At 48.8% G+C, this 3,640-nt stretch carries 3 protein-coding genes; 1 reads left to right on the top strand and 2 read right to left on the bottom strand.

Translation table 11 applies throughout. From position 1 onward, the window contains the following. The coding region (cysS, locus tag Q0257_RS03265; protein WP_298021491.1) for a cysteine--tRNA ligase at positions 1-1,154 on the bottom strand (1,154 nt) is incomplete at its 3' end. Beyond that, entirely contained in the window at positions 1,141-2,538 is a 1,398-nt protein-coding gene (murJ, locus tag Q0257_RS03260) for a murein biosynthesis integral membrane protein MurJ (RefSeq protein WP_298021488.1), read from the bottom strand. The genes murJ and cysS, both read right to left, overlap by 14 nt. 80 nt (positions 2,539-2,618) lie before the next feature. Between murJ and Q0257_RS03255 the strand changes: the two genes are divergently transcribed. Then, on the top strand, positions 2,619-3,640 hold a 1,022-nt coding region (locus tag Q0257_RS03255; RefSeq protein WP_298021485.1), incomplete at its 3' end, for an ABC transporter permease.

The raw sequence follows: 3,640 nt of genomic DNA, 5'->3' as shown, positions 1-3,640 counted from the left end.
GCGCGATCTAGCGCTTCGTTCGCGCTTGCTACGAAGCTATCAAGCACCGCAAGCGCGCCTGAGGTGTTGAGATCATCGCTTAAAAACTCCATCATCTCCGATCTAAATTTAACCTCTGTAGCGGGCAGTTCGGACGCAGAATTTTGCCCTGCAGCGGGAACTAAAACGTCACGGACGCGCTTTTTAAGGCGGTAAATTTTATCTAGCCTCTTTTTGCTCGCAAGCAGATCGGCTATCGAATAATTAAAATTTGCCCTGTAATGCGAGCTTAAGAGATAAAATCTCAGCGCCTCGCCCGGTGCGATTTTTAGGGCATCTCCTACAAAAAAGGAGTTGCCGAGGCTCTTGCTCATCTTTTCGTTATTTACTTGCACGAAGCCGTTGTGAAGCCAGTATTTGCTTAGCGCTCTATGGCGGGCGCAGCGGCATTGCGCGGCTTCGTTTTCGTGATGCGGGAAGAGCAGATCGGCGCCGCCTGCGTGAATGTCGATGCAAAATTTCGGATCGCCGCTATCAAGGTGCGCCAAAATCATCGCGACGCACTCGCTGTGCCAGCCCGGGCGCCCTTTGCCAAACGGGCTATCGAACCAATTCTCGTCAAATTTCCACAGCACAAAGTCCTTCTCGTCGTGCTTAGCATCGTTTGAGGCGACGCGGGCGATGTTTTTGCCGGCGCCCTCTTTTTTGCCGCTAAGGCTTAGATAATCCCCGTCCTTGCGCGTGTCGAAGTAAATGCCGTCACCAGCGATCTCGTAGGCAAAGCCTTTTTGAAGAAGCGAGGATATGAGCTCGCAGATCGCGGCGATATTTTCGGTCGCCTTGGGCGAAATGCTCGCGTCCGCGACGTTTAGCGCGCTCATATCCTGCAAATATCTGCGGGTATAAAGCTCCGTGATCTCCTCCAGGCTCTTGCCGCTCTGCTCCATCTTTTTTAAAATTTTATCGTCGATGTCGGTGAAATTTCGCGCAAATTTTACCTCATAGCTCTCCGCTTGCAGCACGCGGCGCAGCAGATCGAAGCTCACGGCGCTTTTTGCGTGCCCTAAATGTGCGTCGTCATAAACGGTCGGGCCGCAGGCGTAAATGCGCGCCAACCCCTCGCTAATAGGCTCAAACGGGAGCTTCTTTTTGCTCAAACTATCATAAATTACCATAATACAAGCCTTTTAAAATGTATAAAATCGCCGCTTCGCCCGCACAAAGCACCGCGATCGCAATAATTTTTTTTGCGCGGATTATAGCCAAAAAGTTATTAAATCCAAAAAAATAGAGGTTGAAGCCGAGCAGAAACGCCCCCGTTATCGTGCTTGCAAACGCAAGCCCCACCGCACCGAAGGGTTTAAAAAACAGCGCACACAAAGCGACGTTTATAAAGACGCACCAGATCGAAATTTTCGCGCTTAGCTTCTGCTTCATATTCGCATACAGCCAGTGCGAAAAAATCCTAGACAGCCCAAACGGCACGAGCCCTACCATATACGCGCCGAGAACCGCGGCGCATTCGATGGAATTTTGACGGGTAAATTCTCCGCGCTCAAACAGCAGCTGCGTGATCTCGTTTCGCAGCATCACGCCGCCTATCGCAGAGAGCCCGAGCAGCGCCAAAAGGAAGTAAAATCCGCGCTCCACAAGCGCCAGAGCCTGCGCGTCATCGCGAGCTTTTACGAATTTGCTCATGCGCGGAAAGATCGCCGTGCTAAGCGCGATCGCAAAAAGCGCGAGCGGCAGCTGAAATATGCGGTTGGCGTAATAAAGATAGCTGATACTGCCGCTAGCAAGGAAGCTCGCAAAAAAGGTATCTATAAACGAGCTTAGCTGAAGTGCCGACGCACCAAGAACGCCTGCGAAAAAATTTTTATAAAAGCCCTGCGTCTGCGGTTTATCGCCTCGTGCGAGCCGCGCAAAGCCGCCGGTTAAAACGCGTAGCATGCCGGTAAATTTCAGCGCATAAACATGCACCGCAAGCTGCAAAAGTCCGCCCGCCACGACGCCGAAGCTAAGATAGAGCACCGCCGTAGCGCCGTCCTTGCCGCGAGCTAGCAGAAGCGCCGCAATCATCGCTAAATTTAAAAGTGCGGTCGAAAACGCCGTCGTAGCGAAGTGGTCGCGATACTGAAGCAGCGAGGCAAAGAGCGTAACGACGAAAATAAACGTAAGGTAGAAAAAATTTATCCGCACGTATGGCACCGCAAGACCGATCTGCTCGGCGCTAAATCCGTATGCCAAAACTTTAGTAAAAACGGGCGCGGCGAGCAGCACGAGCGCCGTTAAAAGCGCGATAAAAATGCTAAATTTAATAAGCACCGCTGCGGCAAAAATTCCTTTTTTGCGCGCGGCGGTAAAGCTAGGCAAAAACGCCTGCGTAAAGGCTCCCTCGCCGAATAGTCTGCGGAAAAGATTGGGTAGTTTAAACGCTACGAAAAATAGATCACTATAAATCCCCGCGCCCAAAACCGATGCGGTAAGCAGGTCGCGCACGAAACCTAAAACTCGCGAAACCAGCGTGCCTGCGCTATTTGTAAAAAAGCCTCTGAGCATAAATCTCCATTAAATTTTATAAAATGCCAAGGTTGATTATATTATAATTTCCCCTATTTTTTGATTTTGGAGAGAAATTTTTGCGGAATTTAGCCTTTTCGCTCGAAAGCTCGGGTGGGAAAAACACCTTATCGCTACGCGGGCAGTGGAACTACAAAAGCTCGCGCGCCCAGCTGCTTGCGTTAAAAAAAGCGGTAAAAAATCTAAACGAGCTGGAGCTAAGCTTAAGCGAAATTTCAAATTTAGACTATTTCATGGCACTGATGATCAAAAACGCCCTTGCCGGCAAGCGGGTTAGCCTTGTGGAGGATAGCAGCAAAGCTGCCAAAATTCTAAGCTTTATGGATGATAAAACGATCGATTTTAGCTACGTACCCGAATCTCGCAGGCTAAATTTTTTAGCGCAGATCGGACTTTATTGCCATCTTGGAATTCTAGGCTTGCTAAGCCTTGCAAGCTTTTTAGGCGAGTTTTTTTCTAAACTCGCGGCTTTTATAATTCATCCGATGAAATTCCGTTTCAAAGAAACCGTAAATTTCATCAAAGATAGCGGCATAGACGCGCTTTTCATAGTCTCATTGACAGCGTTTTTGATCGGTATCGTGCTTGCCTACATCGGCTCGGATATGCTTTCTAAATTTGGCGCTAGCATCTATATCATCGATATAATGGGTGCTTTGACGCTCCGTGAAGTAGCGCCTCTAATCGCCGCTATCGTTATCGCGGGTCGCTCGGCTTCGAGCTTTACGGCACAGATCGGTGTGATGAAGATCACCGAAGAGATAGATGCGATGAGGACGATGGGCTTTGATCCGTTTTATTTTCTTGCGATGCCGCGCATTATCGCGATGGTACTAATCATGCCGCTAGTCATTTTTATTGCAGATTCGGTAAGTATTTTTGCTCAGATGATCGTGTGTGACGCGTATTTAGACATAGCCTTTAGCGATTATTTGGATAGATTTAAGGCTTCTGTAGAGCTTAGGCATTTTTTAGTAGGTATGATTAAAGCGCCGTTTTTTGGGGCATTTATCGCTATCATCGGCTGCATGCGGGGTTTCGAAGTAAAAGGAAATACCCAAAGCATCGGCGAATACACCAC

Origin of the sequence: uncultured Campylobacter sp. (genome assembly GCF_938018035.1) — a bacterium.
In the GTDB taxonomy this organism is placed as follows: Bacteria; Campylobacterota; Campylobacteria; order Campylobacterales; family Campylobacteraceae; genus Campylobacter_B.
Note: the sequence above shows the minus strand (reverse complement) of the source record. Positions and strands in the feature narration are given on the sequence as shown.